Here is a 12950-nt window from a genome sequence, read left to right as displayed (position 1 = left end):
ACTGTTCTTCCCAACTCTATGAATCTGACTTTCACTGGCTCCTGGCGCCAACGCGGCTTTCTGATCACGCTTTCGCTGCTGGCGGCGGCAGCGGTCCTCACCCTTGTCACGCTAATCGTTTTTTATCTGCAGTTGCCGGACACCTCCTTCCTGTCCAACTACCAGCCCAAGCAGCCGCTGCGCGTGCTGACCGCCGACGGTGTGGAGATCGGTGGCTTTGGTACTGAGCGGCGCGTCTACCAGCGCATCGACCAGATTCCGCAATTGATGAAAGACAGCCTGCTGGCGGTCGAAGACACGCGCTTTTATGCGCACCACGGTCTCGATCCGGTGGGCATTGGCCGCGCCGCAGTCGCCATGTTGACCGGCGGGCGCATGCAGGGCGCATCAACCATCACGCAGCAGGTCGCGCGTACCTTTTTTCTGAACCGCTCCGTCACCGCCGAGCGCAAGATCAAGGAGGCCATGCTGGCGTTCCGCATCGAGGCCCAGCTCAGCAAAGACCAGGTGCTGGAGCTGTACATGAACCAGATTTATCTGGGCTCCCGCGCCTATGGTTTCGAGGCTGCTGCGCAAACCTACTTTGGCAAGACACTTGCTGCGCTGAGCCCGGCGGAATGCGCGATGCTGGCCGGCCTCCCACAAAACCCCTACTTCGCCAACCCGCACCGCAACTTCGAGCGCGCGCGCAACCGGCAGCTCTGGGCGCTCTCGCGCATGCGATCCCAAAACGTGATCGATGAAGCGCAGTACACCGCGGCCAAGGCCGAGAAGCTGGTGATCCGCAAGCCGCGCGATGTGGAGGTGCACGCCGAGTACGTGGCCGAGATGGTGCGCCAACAAATCTATGCGCAATACGGCGAGCTGACCTATACCACCGGGCTGAACGTCACCACCACGCTGCGCGCCAACGAACAGCAGGCCGCTTACAAAGCGCTGCGCCGTACGCTGGTTGACCATGCACTGCGCCAAGCCTGGCGCGGCCCGGAAGGCAACGAGGTGCTTCCGCCCGACTGGAAAGACGAGGACCCGCGCGTTGCGCAGACGCTGGCCGACTACGCCGATGACGAAGACCTGATCCTTGCCGTCGTGACCCGCACCAGCCCCAAGTCAGTGACCGTGGTGCTGGGTTCCGGAGACGTCATCAAGATCGATGGCGCTGGCCTGCGCGCGGCGCAAAGCGGCTTGGCTGACAACGCTTCAGCCAAGCTGCGCGTGCGCCGGGGTGCGGTGGTACGCGTGGTGCAACAGGGGAAAAACTGGGCACTCGTGCAATGGCCTGAGACTGAGGGTGCCATGGTGGCAATGGACACCACCAACGGCGAGATTCGCGCACTGGTCGGCGGTTTTGACTTTCACCGCAACCAGTTCAATCATGTGACCCAAGGCTGGCGCCAGCCTGGCTCCAGCTACAAGCCATTCCTGTATTCCGGTGCGATTGAAAACGGCGTGCAACCCGACACGCTGATCAACGACGCACCGATGGAAAACGTCGGTGACTGGTACCCCGAGAACGACGACGGCAGTACCGATGGCCCGATCACATTGCGCAGCGCGCTGGCGCGCTCGAAGAATTTAGTCTCCATCCGTCTGATGCAATTGTTGTCGCCGCGCGGTGCGCGCGAATGGACCGGCCGCTTTGGCTTTGATGTTGACAAGCAGCCCGACAACCTGACGCAAGCCTTGGGTAGCGGCTCCACCAACCCGTTGCAGATGGCCGGCGCCTATGCCGTGCTGGCCAATGGCGGCTACCGCGTGACGCCGAAGTTTGTCACGCGCATTGCGCGGGCCAGTGGCGAGGTGGTGTTTGAGTCACCCAGCGTGCCGCTCGATGAAACCATGCGTGCGGTACCTGCCCGCAATACTTTTGTCGTCAACAGCCTGTTGCAGGAAGTCACCCGCTCCGGCACCGCCGCTCGCGCGCAGGCCACGCTTAAGCGCCCCGATCTGTACGGCAAGACGGGAACGACTAACGACGTGGTCGACGCCTGGTTCGGCGGCTTCCAGCCCGGGCTGGTCGCAGTAGTGTGGGTGGGTTACGACACGCCGCGCAGCCTGGGCTCCCGTGCATCCGGCTCCGCGTTAGCGCTGCCCGCGTGGATAGAGTTCATGGCGACAGCGCTGAAGAATGTGCCGGTGCAGGAAGTGCAGCCTCCGGCGGGCGTGGTGCGTGTCGATGGCGAATGGCGCTATGCCGAGTGGGCGGATGGCGGCTTTGTACGTACCCTGGACCTGGATGGCGAGCCAATCACGCCGGCGTTGATCGTGCGCCCAACCTGGACGCCCGGCACACCAACACCAGCACCTGAAGAGGCTCCGGCTCCAAACTGATCCGCTAGCCCAACGGCTTGAACATATTGACGTTGGTCACTGCGTAGCCCATGCTGGCATACAGCGCCTGCGCGCCAGTGTTGTGACCAAACACATGCAGGCCCATGCCGGGCAGTCCCTCTGCCGCAATCACCTGCTCCGCCGCCAATAACGCGCGCTTGGCGTGGCCTTGCCGCTGAAACTGCGGCAGCACCACGATATCGGTCAGCCACGCGATCTTTCTGCCACCCTGCTCGCGCAGCGAAATCCAGATAGCGCCGACTTTCTGTGCCGATTCATCACGCACCGTGAAAAACCAATGCTCTGGCGTCGCAAAGCCTTGCGGCAACAGGTTGTCAATTTCCTTCTGCGCCAGATTCAGTGCGTCTGCCGCTGCCCATTGGCCCGACGCGATCTTGTCTTTTGCATAGGCCTTGATCGACTCTGAAAAGTGGGCGATGTATTCGTCCTCCGTCATGGGTGTGATGTGGGTCACCATCGCTCTCCTTTTGCGCTGAACTCAATCAATGTCAGCAATCGTTTTTCGCGCGTCTCTTCGCGCTTGGCGCTGGTGACGCGCCAGATCATCTGCTTGCGGTAGCCGGGAGGCTGTGCTTCGAAGAATTTCCAGGCCGCCTTGTGTTTGCGAAACAGTGCCTCCAAAGCGGGTGGCAGCACTGGCATATCGGCTTGCTCATAGGATGCCCGCCGTGATTTCTCCTCGGTACGCAATGCAAAAGCTGCAAGACCTGCGGGCTTCATGCGCCCTTCTGCAATCAATGCGTCGACCTTGGCAATATTGATCGCGCTCCAATGCGATGTGGGCTTGCGCGGCGTGAAGCGGATTTGGTACGACGCTGCATCAATGTTCTTGCGCACGCCGTCAATCCAGCCGACGCACAAGGCCTCATCGACCGACTCAGGCCAGGTCACGCTGGCAAGGCCGGTGCTGACTTTGTAGAAGCCTGCAATCAGCTCGCTCTCGCTCTTGCCATGTTTGGTAAACCAGGCGCGCAGGGCTTTGGCGTCATGAAAGAAAGTCACCATGGTCCCGTTTCCTCCATGCGCATCATGCAGCGCCGCGCACTGGGAAGTGCTTGTCCCGCAACTGCATGAAGGGCAACTCCACCGCCCGGTACAGCGCCCAGCCGACCAGCAACGAAGCTACCGTGATCAGCAGCAAGGTGACAGACGATGACCGCATCCATTCCTTCGCTTGGCGGTTCAGGATATAGGCGACGGCTTTATGCGAAAGATAAATCGAATACGACCACACGGCCAGCGAATAGGCGCCAGGAATGCGTGCACGGTACAGCGGTGAGTCGGGGCTCAACGCAGACACGACCAGCACCGCAAACGCCATGGCGACCAGGCTGTAGCCGAAGGTGGTCATGAAGAAGCCGTAACCATAGTCGTCGATGTAGTAATGCGCATAGACGCCATACAACACCGCGCCGACAGCCACCAGCCCCATGCCGAACGTCCATCTCCCTGCGCGCTGCACGCGCTGCCACAACACGGGATGAAAGTTCTTCAACAGCGCCACGGCCAGCCCAGGCAAAAATTCATCGAAGCGACACAGCGTGGCGTAGTAGACATTGGGGTAGTAGCCCGCAATTTGACCATCCGCTTCACGTCCGTACTGCACCCACAACCAGCCGCGCGCTGCGATGCCAATACACAGCAAACTGCCCAACAAGAGCCACGCCTGGTAGCGACGTCCTTTCAGGCGAGTGGCCAGCAACACCACCAGTGGAAACACGAGGTAGAACTGTTCCTCAATGCACAGCGACCAGGCGTGCGAGAACGCGGTGCCGGGTTGCAACTGGTAATTCTGCGTGAACGTCAGAAAGCTCCACAGCGGCGGCGGCGTCTTGCCACCCATCGCCGCCGGAAAGATGAAATACGCCGCCAGCACCAGCCAGAACACCGGCCAGGTGCGCAGCGCCCGGCGGGCATAAAAGTTCGGTAGCGACAAGGGCGTCTGGCGCACCATGCCGCCAAAGACCTGGTTACCAATCAGATAGCCGCTGAGCACAAAGAACAGGTCCACGCCGACCCAGCCCACGGTGCTGAGCCAGCCAAAGGTAGCCTCGCCCGAGACGAACACCATGTAGTGGTACATGAACACCAGCGCAATCGCCACTGCGCGCAGCGTATCCAGACCGCTGGAACGCGGTGGATGATGGGGCGCAGCGCTCAAGCCCAGTGCTCGCCAAAAACCGGCGCCACCGACGGGTGCGATTCCACGCGCTTGAGCAGCTCCGAAAATTTCGGGCGGTGCTTGGCCAGATGCGCACGCGCGCCGGACCAACGCGACACGACGGTCGCCAAAATATCCAGCGCGCCGGGCTGCTCGCCCGACAGAAATGGCGCGCCGTGGAAAGTGTCTGCAAATATCTCCCAATGCTTATGCAACTGGCGGCGCGCCGCCTCACGCACAGCCTCCAGCGCCGCCTTGTCGTCGCCAGTGGTCCAGCGCTCGGGGTAATCAGAAATGCTGATCGCGTTGTAGCAATTGGCAGCGATGAACACCAGCCCGCGGATAGCCTGGCCGCGCTCCACACTGTCATTCGGCAACAGGCCACTGGCCGGGTAGCTCAGGCCCAGGTGAATAAGAATCGCTGCGCTCTCTGTCAGTACAGCGCCGTCGGTCAAAACCAACGTGGGGATCTGGCGCATGGGGTTGATCTGCGCCAGCTCGTTCATCGCAGAATCGGGCTCCCACGACGAGGCGCGCACCACGCGGTAGGCCACGCCGCAGCGGCGCAACGCCACTTCGATCGCGGCGGAGCCCGAGCCCTGGGAGCCAAAAAGAATGTGCATGGCCAAGCCCTTGCTACTGCACCGCAACCGGGCAGGCCATGCGTTGCATGGGGAAGTCGATACCACGCAGCGCGCCATTGCGCAGGCCTTCAATACGCGCGGCAAGTTTGTCGTTGGTCAGCTTTTGGTAAATCACACGCTGCGGAAAGTCATGCGCCAGGTTCTCAAACACCGCACGCTGGTCGACGTGGCTGATCAACGTGAATGTCGTTTCGCCCTGCCCTTTTGGCAACGCGATGAACATCAGCTTGCCCTCGTCGTTGGTGCGCAGGCGCATGAACTCAAAGGTCACCGTCTTGCCATTCTTCACGGTGCGGCCCATGCCCAGCATCGTGCCACCGGCTGGCGCCATCCATTGCTCTACGGTGCCGGGCTCGCTGCCCTCTTCGGTCCAACAACCGGCTAGCCAGGCCATAGGCGCCAACGGCGACTCTTGCGCATGGGCAGAGCCCAGCAACGTGTAAAGCAACACACAACTAACGAAGCGAATCCGGTTCATTACCCACACTCTACCGAACGTCTGCCAGTTTGAAATGCGGGTTTTCGATCAGTCCGAGCCGGTTGCCAAACGGATCCTTCACCGCGGCGACTTTGATGCCATCGCCCACGTCGTGCACCGGCTCCAGGGATTGCGCGCCCAGGTCCAGCAAGCGCTGCCACACCTCGTCGATATTTGCCACGCCCCACAGCGGTTGTGGGCCGTTCACATTGGGCGTCCCTTCGGGCAGCAGGCCCAGTTCAAAACCACCTAAGTTGAAGCCCACATAAAATTTTTCGTCGAAATACGGCGGCGCACCCAGGACTTGCGCATACCAGTCGCGCGCTTTGGCCAAATGGTGGACGGGATAAATCGCAGTGCGCAAACCTAACAACATGGTTACTTTTCCTTCACTTTTTTGATTTCTTCAGGTGCGCATTTTCCAGATTTGTCTGCACCCGGTATTGAACAATCGTCTCGACCAGCTTGATCGGAATCGGCTGCGTGTGCGGGAACTGCACCGAGCCTTTGCCAGTAACGTAGATCGATAGGTCATCCGCAAACTTCACCAGCGCTGCAGCGCCTGGGTAGAAGCCGATGTGTTTGTCGTACGCCGCGAAGTGCAACAGGTTGCCGTGCAGTTTGAAGGTCGGTATTTGGTAGCTGATGCACTCCGTCGCACCAGCGGCGTGTTTGGCAATCGCCTTGCGTAGGCTAATCAGCCGCTTGCGTGGCTCGCCGTCAAACGCGGCGATGTATTCGTCTATGGTCTCCGGGACCTTGTCCCAGGCCTTCATGAGGCCGGGGCCTCCACCACGACATAGTCCATGCTGGATGCACCATCCAGCAACTTGATGCGCACCGCACCCAACATCAACGGATCGAAGTTGCGCATGTTGATACCCGTGCGTGTACCCTTGCTCGGGTCCACGCGTTGCCAGGCCATCACGCAACCACAGCTACTGCAACGCACGAAGTCCAGCGCATTGCGGCCCCAGCGGTATTTCTGCGTCGCGCCTGGCTTGGCGATGATGCGTACGTCCTTGGCTTGGTAATACGCCCACAGAACGCCGTAGCGGCGGCAAATCGAGCAATTGCAGTTGGTGACGCTGGGTGGCCGGCGCGGGACTTCTACATGCACCGCACCACAGTGGCAAGAACCTGAAATCATCGACTGCTCCTTTACACGTTCAGTTTGAAACCCAGATCCACCTCGGAGCCCGGTATGCCGCCGCGCACGCCCCAGTCGTCCAGCGGCGGCTCGTTCAGCACGATGATGATGTCGCTGGGCGCAATGCCCAACTCGCCAAAGCGGCGCACGATGCCCTGGTACAAGTTGCGCTTCGCGTCCAGCGAGCGGCCGGGAAACATCAGGATTTCCACGAAGGTGTAGTTCTCGGTCTTGCTGGGAGGCACGGAAAAGTGCTCGGGCTTGTGCTCGATGTAGCGGATCTGCTTATCGTCTTTGGGGACCTTCAGTGCATCAATCTGCGCTTGGTACACGGCGTCCATCAGTGCCTGCACCTCCGCAGGCGGACGGGATTTACGGACTTCGATTTTGGCTATTGGCATGGTCGGTCTTTCACAGTCACTTGTTGCCCCAGCGCCAGGTGGGCGGCTCGCCCTTGAGCCAGCACACCGCAATCAGAAACAGTGAGAGCACCGCGGTGTACGCAACAAACGTCACGGGACCGTAATTGGGAAGCAGCAGGAGGCCGCCTGCCAGCATCAAGCCCGTGAAGATTGCCAGCACCACCCAGCCTTGCCACGTAGCAGGAATGCCCCAGCCCCAACCGTAGGTCTTGGCGGGAAACCAATACGCTGTTTCTTTTTGCATAAACACCTCCATCAAGAGAATCTTTGTTTAGTCATTCACTTTGGTCGGGTCACCCAGGCTCAGGTTCAGCGTCACCGCTTCCTTGACCAGGCGACGTGCCAGCGTGGCAGAGATGGTATCGCCCTCGCGCAGCTCCAGGGTCGCCATCTCATATTTGCCGCCCGGCTTCAGGCGTGGCTCGGTCTCGCGCAAGCGCTGCCCGCGCCAGAAGCCGAACAGCACGCGCTGCTCTTCAGCGCGAATCAGCAACACCGGCCCGTTGCTGAAGTAGACCAAATGGCGCCACTTGATCACTTCTTCCAATTTGGCGGCGCCCTTCGTAGCCGCACGCAAATGCTGCACGCACTCGCGCTGCCAGCCATGCAAAGCAGCGACATAGGCGTCCGGGCTCGCCGCAGCGACTGATTTCTGCATTCCGGCCATTTCAAATCCCCCACTTAATAGCGTGCCAGAGCCATTCAGAAGACCTGGGTCAGTCGCCGTCGAAGATATCCAGCACGTCCGAAGTATTAATGAGACCCTCGGAATCGTCATCGCTCTTGCTGTCCTTCTTGAAGTAGGCCCAGACAAGCACCACAACCCCCAGGCCCGCCCCCCACAGGACAGGAAAATCCAGAAACCACGCACCCACCGCACCCACGGCGATGGCGAGGCTTAACCAGTTCAAGCTTTTTGCAAAACTCATGGGGGAACTCCTGTTTTTCCTGGCATGGCCAGTGGCGTGGATTCGTACATCACCATGTCAGGCGGCTCGGACGCCAATCCGCCAAGAACCACGATCATGAAATGACTCCGGTATTGCGCTGACTCCAGTGTACAAATATGCGCCAGGCGCTAGGGCAGTATTTGGGTCGCCCCAAGCTGACAGGCCCGCCTCTCTACAATCGGGGCCTGACTTCTCTCCTCCTGACCATGACGACCGCCCCCACCGAATCCCCCGAAACCACGCTTGAGACCGGTACACCCGACCGGCCCTTCATGCGCACCATCAAGAGCTTTGTGAAGCGCGCGGGGCGCACCACTGCGGGCCAGGCCAAAGCGTTTGAGGATTTGGGGCCCCAATTCCTGTTGCCCTTCCAGAAGAATGCTATCGATTTGGTAGCTGCTTACGCACATTCTGCGGGCGTTCCGAGCCAAAATGGCGCTGAAAAGCCAGTGGTACTGGAAATCGGCTTTGGCATGGGTGAGGCCACAGCCAAGATCGCTGCGACACTGCCAGACACCAATTTCCTGTGCTGCGAGGTGCATGAGCCGGGCGTGGGCGCGCTGTTGAAGCGCATTGGCGAGAACAATCTCACCAACATCCGCATCTGCAACCACGACGCGGTGGAGGTGATCGACCACATGCTGCCACTGCAAAGCCTGGACGGTGTTCACATCTTCTTCCCCGACCCCTGGCACAAGACCAAGCACAACAAACGCCGCCTGATCCAGTCGCCGCTGATCGCCAAGCTGGCAGCGCGCCTGAAGGTCGGCGGCTACCTGCATTGCGCCACCGACTGGGAGCCTTATGCCCAACAGATTCTGGAAGTGCTCACCGCCGAGCCGCTGCTGAAGAATCGCGCACTGGCGACCAACCCCGAGCTGATGGGCTACGCGCCCAAGCCGCATTACCGCCCGCTGACCAAGTTCGAGAACCGCGGCATCCGGTTGGGTCACGGCGTGTGGGATGTCGTGTTTGAGCGCGTCGCGTAAACACAGCCCTGCACCGCGCAATGGCGTGGGTGCCAGTTGCGTGGTGGTGCCTGCGGGCCCATGGTCTACCGTATTCGAATTTCTGCAGCAGCGCTTTGCGCGCGTTGACCCTGCTATCTGGCAACAGCGTCTGGCCCAAGGCGATGTGACAGACGACAACGGCGCCGTGCTCGCCGCCGAGAGCCCCTGCGTACCGGGCCAGCGGCTCTATTACTACCGCGAGGTCGAGGCCGAAGCGCCCATCCCGTTTGAGGCCACCGTGCTGTGGCGCAATGACGATCTGCTGGTGACCGACAAGCCGCACTTTCTGCCGGTGATGCCGTCAGGCAAGTATGTGCAAGAGACGCTGCTGGTGCGCCTGAAAAACGAACTCAACCTGCCCGAACTCACCCCCATCCACCGCATAGACCGCGACACCGCTGGACTCGTATTGTTCTCGGTACGCGCCGCCACGCGCAATGCCTATGCAGCGCTGTTCCGCGAGCGCCAGGTCAGCAAAACCTACGAGTGCATTGCGCCATGGAACCCGGCATTGCAATGGCCGATACACCGCGCCACGCGCATCGGCAATGCGCAGCATTTCATGCAGCAATCCGAAGAGGCGGGCGAAGTGAATGCGATCACTGACATTGCGCCTATGGAAGCGCGCGGCGACTGGGCGCGTTATCAACTCAAGCCATTGAGTGGGCAGCGCCACCAATTGCGCGTGCACATGAACGCACTGGGCCTGCCAATCCAGAACGATGGCATTTATCCGGTGCTGACACCGGAAGACGCCACCGACTACGCCAAGCCATTGCAACTATTGGCCAAGCATCTGCAATTCACCGACCCGGTGACCCAATCGCCACTGGCGTTTGAAAGCCGGCTCAAGTTGCTCTGGTAAAAAACGACCGAAAAACAAAACGGGCCCTTGGGGCCCGTTTTTCATTGGCGCAAGACGCGCAGCCGTTTTATTTCTTCTCTTCCAACTTCTTGCATTCGGCCTTCATCTTGTCGTCCATCTTGGGATCAGCCTTCTTGCAGGCTGCTTTCATTTCTTCCATCTTCTTGTCGTCCTTCATAGCGCCGCCATGGGATGCGGCGAACGACACGCCAGCAAACGCCATAACCATCAAACCAGTCAGTAACTTCTTCATGAGGTGTACTCCTAAATGTTCTTAGCATGCAGCCGGGGTTTCGGCTCGCGCATGATATACACGCCCCATGCCAATTAGCAAGCGCCATCGCTATTCGCACCTGAAGCATCTGGGGCTCGTTGCGTTGCTGCTTGTAAGCAATGTGGCGCTGCATGCAGAGCCCTACACGCCCAGCTCCGACGCTGCGGTGCTGGAGCGCCTGCCACTGCGCGCCAACCGGCAGGTGGCCAAAGAGTTAATTGCGTTACGTCGCGCCGTGAAAGAACAGCCCGACAACGCAAATGCCGCAGTGCAACTGGCGGAACTTTACTTTGACACCGCGGCAGCAACCGGCGACCCGCGCTATGCAGGCTATGCGCGCGCCGTTGTCGCGGGATACAAAAATGCGCTGACGCCACAACTGCTCTTGATGCGCGGCATGTTGCAGCAATACCAGCACGACTTCGCTGCCGCGTTGAAAGACTTTTCCGACGCATTGGCGCAAGACCCGCAGCTGGCGGCTGCGCATGCATGGCGCGGTGCGATCTACTTGGTGCAAGCGAACTACCCGGCAGCGGACGCTGAGTGCGCTGCCTTGTTGAAACTCGAGCGCCGCGCGCTGTGGGGTGCCTGTAAAGGTTTGGTCCAAGCCTATGGTGGTCAACTCGATGCGGCATACACCACGCTATCGCAGGCATTGCAGCAAACCAGCCAAGACGGCAACCGCTTGTGGCTGCAGACCCGTATGGCGGAGGTCTCCGTTTGGCGCAACCAGCCGCAACGCGCTGAAGAGCATTTCCGCCAGGCCCTGGCTTTAGGCCAGGACGACGCCTATCTACTGGCTGCCTGGAGTGACTTTCTTCTGGAGCATGGACGCTACCAAAACACGCTGGATTTGCTGAGCGCTTGGGAGGCGTCTGACCCCTTGCTGTTGCGGCTTGCATTGGCGCAACAGGCATTGAAGCTTCCCCAAGCGGCGCGCAGTGCACAGATCTTGGGCGACCGCTTTGCTGCGGCCACGCTGCGCGGCGACACCACGCACCGCGCAGAAGAAGCACGCTTTGAATTGCTGCTGCGCAAGAACCCCGCTCAAGCACTCAAGCTGGCCTCGCTCAACTTTGCGGTGCAGCGCGAGCCGCGCGATGCACGCGTCTTGCTTGAAGCAGCGATTGCTGCAGGCGACAGCGCCGCCGCACAGCCAGCGCGAGACTGGCTGCAGTCCAGCGGCTTCGAAGATGCGCGCCTGCGCGCACTGGCGACAGAGTCGGCGAAGGCTGGCAACCCATGATGCGCAAAATCCTCATAGTCGTTGCGCTCTGGATATTGGCCCTGCCTGCTTTCGCCCACAAGGCAAGCGATAGCTATTTGACATTGCAGGTGCAAGGGACGCAGGTGTCGGGGCACTGGGACATTGCGCTGCGGGACATCGACTTTGCGATCGGACTGGACGCGGATGGCAACGGCGAAATTACGTGGGGTGAAGTCAAAGCCCGGCACGCGGATATCGCCGCATGGGCGATGAGCAGTCTCAACCTGCAGCGCGGTGGCGTCTGCAACGTGAAGGTTGCCGAACAATTGGTGGACGAACACACCGACGGGCACTACACCGTCCTGATGCTGCAAGGTGACTGTCCCTCAGCCAAGGGGCCACTTGAGATGCAGTATCGGCTGCTATTTGATGTGGATGCCCTGCACCGAGGGCTGTTGCAACTCACGCTTGACGGCAAGACGCAGACCAGCATTTTCGGCCCCAATGCAGCGACGCAGCAGTTCGACGACCAGGACCCGTCCGTGTTGAAGCAGCTCGGCAAGTACGTGGTCGAGGGGGTATGGCATATCTGGATTGGCTTTGACCACATCCTTTTTCTGCTATCGCTGCTGCTACCGGCGGTGCTGGTTCATTCTGCACAGGGATGGCGTGGTGCAACGCGCTTCAGAGATGCATTGAAGGAAGTGCTCTGGGTGGTGACCGCGTTCACCGCCGCGCATTCGATCACGTTGTCGTTGGCAGCACTGGGCTATATCAGCCTGCCCTCCCGGCTGGTGGAATCAACGATTGCGTTTTCCATCATCGTCGCCGCGCTGAACAATCTGTATCCCGTCGTGCGCAAGCGGCGCTGGTCCGTCGCGTTTGGTTTTGGTCTGATCCACGGCTTTGGTTTTGCCAGCGTACTGGCAGATCTGGAATTGCCCAAAGACACCTTGGTCGCTTCACTGCTGGGCTTCAATCTGGGCGTCGAACTGGGACAACTGGCAATCGTTACCGCGTTCCTGCCATTGGCCTATATGCTTCGTAATTCCGTCTTTTATCGGAAGGCGGTGTTTGTAGGTGGCTCTGTGCTGACGATTGTGTTGGCGACTATCTGGTTTTCGGAGCGGGCGTTTAATCTTCGGATTCTTGGGTTTTAGTTGCTGAGGTAGCGTTACTTCTGGATCACGCGTGTCGGGTACTCCCCTCCGCGAATGTCCCCCGCGGCCGGGAGGGCCGCTCCTCCTTGATTTCGCTGCGCAGAGCACCCAACCCACCTGATCTGAAACGATATTGGCACGCCGGTGCGGACCTCCGCCTGCTGCTCCTCAAGCTGACGGTGCGGGGTAGGCCTCATTGCGAAATCAAGGAGGAGCCCGCAGGGCGGGGGACATTCGCTTTGAGGCTTACCCCGCGCCGTCAGCGGGCGAGAGCAAG

Annotated in this window: 18 protein-coding genes; 5 read left to right on the top strand and 13 right to left on the bottom strand. The window is 60.2% G+C overall.

Translation table 11 applies throughout. The features are described from left to right. Nucleotides 1–18 precede the first annotated feature (18 nt). Nucleotides 19–2331 carry a penicillin-binding protein 1A gene (locus AC1DV6_RS11040; RefSeq protein ID WP_477977518.1) on the top strand — a complete coding sequence of 771 codons (2313 nt, stop codon included), beginning with the start codon at nt 19–21 and terminating at the stop codon, nt 2329–2331. A gap of 4 nt (nt 2332–2335) precedes the next feature. Here AC1DV6_RS11040 and AC1DV6_RS11035 read toward each other — a convergent pair whose 3' ends face one another. Genes AC1DV6_RS11035 through AC1DV6_RS10980 form a run of 12 tightly spaced genes read right to left on the bottom strand, consistent with a single transcriptional unit; the run spans nt 2336 to nt 8136 of the window. Beyond that, on the bottom strand, nt 2336–2806 hold the full coding sequence (locus AC1DV6_RS11035) for a GNAT family N-acetyltransferase (protein ID WP_477977517.1): 471 nt from the start codon (nt 2804–2806) through the stop codon (nt 2336–2338). After that, nucleotides 2803–3357 (bottom strand): YdeI/OmpD-associated family protein, encoded by a 555-nt coding sequence (locus AC1DV6_RS11030; RefSeq protein ID WP_477977516.1) that lies wholly within the window; start codon nt 3355–3357, stop codon nt 2803–2805. The genes AC1DV6_RS11035 and AC1DV6_RS11030 overlap by 4 nt, the downstream gene beginning before the upstream one ends. Before the next feature lie 22 nt (nt 3358–3379). Further along, nucleotides 3380–4513: an acyltransferase family protein gene (locus AC1DV6_RS11025; protein ID WP_477977515.1), complete on the bottom strand. Its 1134-nt coding sequence runs from the start codon at nt 4511–4513 to the stop codon at nt 3380–3382. Then, a complete protein-coding gene (locus tag AC1DV6_RS11020) occupies nt 4510–5136 on the bottom strand; it encodes a glutathione S-transferase family protein (RefSeq protein WP_477977514.1) in 627 nt (208 codons plus the stop codon). The genes AC1DV6_RS11025 and AC1DV6_RS11020 overlap by 4 nt, the downstream gene beginning before the upstream one ends. Nucleotides 5137–5149: 13 nt before the next feature. Next, nucleotides 5150–5635, bottom strand: a complete 486-nt coding sequence (locus tag AC1DV6_RS11015; protein ID WP_477977513.1) for a DUF6265 family protein — start codon at nt 5633–5635, stop codon at nt 5150–5152. Nucleotides 5636–5645: 10 nt separating this feature from the next. After that, the gene (locus tag AC1DV6_RS11010; protein ID WP_477977512.1) at nt 5646–6011 is read right to left on the bottom strand and encodes a VOC family protein; all 366 of its coding nucleotides are present in this window, start codon (nt 6009–6011) and stop codon (nt 5646–5648) included. A 13-nt stretch (nt 6012–6024) separates the two neighbouring features. After that, complete coding sequence (locus AC1DV6_RS11005; RefSeq protein ID WP_477977511.1) at nt 6025–6411, bottom strand: iron chaperone; 387 nt, start codon at nt 6409–6411, stop codon at nt 6025–6027. After that, complete coding sequence (locus tag AC1DV6_RS11000) at nt 6408–6785, bottom strand: GFA family protein (RefSeq protein WP_477977510.1); 378 nt, start codon at nt 6783–6785, stop codon at nt 6408–6410. Before AC1DV6_RS11000 ends, AC1DV6_RS11005 begins: the two co-directional genes overlap by 4 nt. An 11-nt stretch (nt 6786–6796) precedes the next feature. Further along, the gene (locus tag AC1DV6_RS10995) at nt 6797–7186 is read right to left on the bottom strand and encodes a tautomerase family protein (protein ID WP_477977509.1); all 390 of its coding nucleotides are present in this window, start codon (nt 7184–7186) and stop codon (nt 6797–6799) included. A 16-nt stretch (nt 7187–7202) separates the two neighbouring features. Then, the gene (locus AC1DV6_RS10990; RefSeq protein ID WP_477977508.1) at nt 7203–7451 is read right to left on the bottom strand and encodes a hypothetical protein; all 249 of its coding nucleotides are present in this window, start codon (nt 7449–7451) and stop codon (nt 7203–7205) included. A gap of 27 nt (nt 7452–7478) precedes the next feature. Further along, entirely contained in the window at nt 7479–7865 is a 387-nt protein-coding gene (locus AC1DV6_RS10985; protein ID WP_477977507.1) for a DUF1801 domain-containing protein, read from the bottom strand. A gap of 58 nt (nt 7866–7923) precedes the next feature. Beyond that, nucleotides 7924–8136 (bottom strand): hypothetical protein, encoded by a 213-nt coding sequence (locus AC1DV6_RS10980; protein WP_477977506.1) that lies wholly within the window; start codon nt 8134–8136, stop codon nt 7924–7926. A gap of 227 nt (nt 8137–8363) precedes the next feature. Here AC1DV6_RS10980 and trmB point away from each other — a divergent pair, with 227 nt between their 5' ends. Together trmB and AC1DV6_RS10970 are read left to right on the top strand one after the other, a co-directional pair. After that, the gene (trmB, locus tag AC1DV6_RS10975) at nt 8364–9146 is read left to right on the top strand and encodes a tRNA (guanosine(46)-N7)-methyltransferase TrmB (RefSeq protein ID WP_477977505.1); all 783 of its coding nucleotides are present in this window, start codon (nt 8364–8366) and stop codon (nt 9144–9146) included. After that, nucleotides 9121–10032, top strand: a complete 912-nt coding sequence (locus AC1DV6_RS10970) for a pseudouridine synthase (RefSeq protein WP_477977504.1) — start codon at nt 9121–9123, stop codon at nt 10030–10032. The genes trmB and AC1DV6_RS10970 overlap by 26 nt, the downstream gene beginning before the upstream one ends. Nucleotides 10033–10099: 67 nt before the next feature. On the opposite strand, the gene AC1DV6_RS10965 is transcribed toward AC1DV6_RS10970, so the two are convergent. Then, entirely contained in the window at nt 10100–10285 is a 186-nt protein-coding gene (locus tag AC1DV6_RS10965; RefSeq protein ID WP_477977503.1) for a hypothetical protein, read from the bottom strand. 67 nt (nt 10286–10352) lie between these two features. Here AC1DV6_RS10965 and AC1DV6_RS10960 point away from each other — a divergent pair, with 67 nt between their 5' ends. Next, complete coding sequence (locus tag AC1DV6_RS10960; RefSeq protein ID WP_477977502.1) at nt 10353–11552, top strand: tetratricopeptide repeat protein; 1200 nt, start codon at nt 10353–10355, stop codon at nt 11550–11552. Beyond that, nucleotides 11552–12673, top strand: coding sequence for a HupE/UreJ family protein (locus AC1DV6_RS10955; RefSeq protein ID WP_477977501.1), 1122 nt, complete (start codon nt 11552–11554; stop codon nt 12671–12673). The genes AC1DV6_RS10960 and AC1DV6_RS10955 overlap by 1 nt, the downstream gene beginning before the upstream one ends. Nucleotides 12674–12950 lie beyond the last annotated feature (277 nt).

The organism is Rhodoferax sp. P2_H8_2 (genome assembly GCF_056403235.1).
The sequence above is the reverse complement of the archived record's forward strand: the minus strand, read 5'-3'. Positions and strand labels throughout refer to the sequence as shown.

Coding starts and splice junctions, on each gene's coding strand:
- AC1DV6_RS11040 (WP_477977518.1), top strand. CDS start 19: ATGAATCTGACTTTCACTGGCTCCTGGCGCCAACGCGGCTTTCTGATC.
- AC1DV6_RS10980 (WP_477977506.1), bottom strand. CDS start 8,136: ATGAGTTTTGCAAAAAGCTTGAACTGGTTAAGCCTCGCCATCGCCGTG.
- AC1DV6_RS10960 (WP_477977502.1), top strand. CDS start 10,353: ATGCCAATTAGCAAGCGCCATCGCTATTCGCACCTGAAGCATCTGGGG.
- AC1DV6_RS10985 (WP_477977507.1), bottom strand. CDS start 7,865: ATGCAGAAATCAGTCGCTGCGGCGAGCCCGGACGCCTATGTCGCTGCT.
- AC1DV6_RS10995 (WP_477977509.1), bottom strand. CDS start 7,186: ATGCCAATAGCCAAAATCGAAGTCCGTAAATCCCGTCCGCCTGCGGAG.
- AC1DV6_RS10970 (WP_477977504.1), top strand. CDS start 9,121: ATGTCGTGTTTGAGCGCGTCGCGTAAACACAGCCCTGCACCGCGCAAT.
- AC1DV6_RS10990 (WP_477977508.1), bottom strand. CDS start 7,451: ATGCAAAAAGAAACAGCGTATTGGTTTCCCGCCAAGACCTACGGTTGG.
- AC1DV6_RS11030 (WP_477977516.1), bottom strand. CDS start 3,357: ATGGTGACTTTCTTTCATGACGCCAAAGCCCTGCGCGCCTGGTTTACC.
- trmB (WP_477977505.1), top strand. CDS start 8,364: ATGACGACCGCCCCCACCGAATCCCCCGAAACCACGCTTGAGACCGGT.
- AC1DV6_RS11015 (WP_477977513.1), bottom strand. CDS start 5,635: ATGAACCGGATTCGCTTCGTTAGTTGTGTGTTGCTTTACACGTTGCTG.
- AC1DV6_RS11010 (WP_477977512.1), bottom strand. CDS start 6,011: ATGTTGTTAGGTTTGCGCACTGCGATTTATCCCGTCCACCATTTGGCC.
- AC1DV6_RS10955 (WP_477977501.1), top strand. CDS start 11,552: ATGCGCAAAATCCTCATAGTCGTTGCGCTCTGGATATTGGCCCTGCCT.
- AC1DV6_RS10965 (WP_477977503.1), bottom strand. CDS start 10,285: ATGAAGAAGTTACTGACTGGTTTGATGGTTATGGCGTTTGCTGGCGTG.
- AC1DV6_RS11000 (WP_477977510.1), bottom strand. CDS start 6,785: ATGATTTCAGGTTCTTGCCACTGTGGTGCGGTGCATGTAGAAGTCCCG.
- AC1DV6_RS11005 (WP_477977511.1), bottom strand. CDS start 6,411: ATGAAGGCCTGGGACAAGGTCCCGGAGACCATAGACGAATACATCGCC.
- AC1DV6_RS11020 (WP_477977514.1), bottom strand. CDS start 5,136: ATGCACATTCTTTTTGGCTCCCAGGGCTCGGGCTCCGCCGCGATCGAA.